Source organism: Chromobacterium aquaticum (genome assembly GCF_021129195.1).
Taxonomy (GTDB): Bacteria; Pseudomonadota; Gammaproteobacteria; order Burkholderiales; family Chromobacteriaceae; genus Chromobacterium; species Chromobacterium aquaticum.
The window spans coordinates 1-1,104 of sequence record NZ_JAJOHW010000230.1; the positions used below are offsets into that span (position 1 = coordinate 1).

Here is a 1,104-nt window from a genome sequence, read left to right on the forward strand (position 1 = left end):
CTGGAATCAGGCTACCTCACGAAGTCTGCGCCCAACCTCAGTTTTTCACGCGATTCGCTGCTGCCTCTCATGAACGAGGTCAGGCCAGACATCCGTTCCGGGCACTGGTTACGATCAGGACTTGAATTGCCACCACAGCAACCCCACAGCCAAGAGTGCTAGGAAGACCTGACCGCGGCTAGGTGCATACATCTGCCACATCTGCAGCATGGCCCATCGCAGCGGATGACGATGGGCGCGGCTCAGCTCGTTTCGCACATGATCGAGCGCTCGGGATCGCCCATCTCGCTCCAATGTGAAGCGTTCATTCTCCAGCCGTAGCACGGCTAAAACGTCTCGCACATCGCGCTCCTGGATATTTTTCTGCCAGGTATCCACCTGGCGCAGCTCGCGTACCTTCATCGGCTGCGATGTGCCTTCGCTATGAGCGTCATCCCGGTATTTGAACACTATGCCGAACTGCTCATAAAAACGGTTGCGCCGCGCGCGGTTTTCTTCATAGCCCTGGTTGCTGTTCAATCGGATGGGGTGTACGTCCGCCTCCGGCCAGCGCTGCGCCCAGGTAACAACCTCATTCATCAGGTAGGTACCTATTCTCTGACCACGCATCGGTTCCGGATCGAGAAATACGGTCCCCGATGCCCCACGGCTACCCGTCAACGAAATGATCTCCTCACCGCCAAATCCTCGCCGGTAGCTTGCCTGGAAGTGCCCCTTCCCCGCAGGCCCCCTGAAGTCGTGGCGCCATACAACCTCGTAGAACAGCTGTAGCCCGACCTCTAATGGTGGGCCGCCTCGCCCGTCAGACACTGAATTTTCCACTTGCTCGACCAGCAGCTGTGCAATGGGTCCTGCATCTGGTTGCTGCCTATCGAACACATCTAGGAGGTAGATTCGCGTATCCCCCCGCTTGCCCCGATGCCAATGCCCATCCAATGACGGCAATGTCATGCCTATCCTCTCAGATTGCCTACGGAAAATGCCATCATTCTACCAGGGTGACTTAAAAGTGCGGTCGATCCAGAGCGCGCCCTCAAGTGAAACTGGGCAATATAGGTAGTCCATAACAACATGGACAAAATATGTCATTTTCAGAAGACGACT

The 1,104-nt window shown here is 56.2% G+C and carries 1 protein-coding gene; it reads right to left on the reverse strand.

Going from position 1 to position 1,104, the window contains the following annotated elements; all coding sequences use genetic code 11:
• Positions 1 to 114 precede the first annotated feature (114 nt).
• Positions 115 to 951: a hypothetical protein gene (locus tag LQT98_RS23235; RefSeq protein WP_231465557.1), complete on the reverse strand. Its 837-nt coding sequence runs from the start codon at positions 949 to 951 to the stop codon at positions 115 to 117.
• Positions 952 to 1,104: the final 153 nt, after the last annotated feature.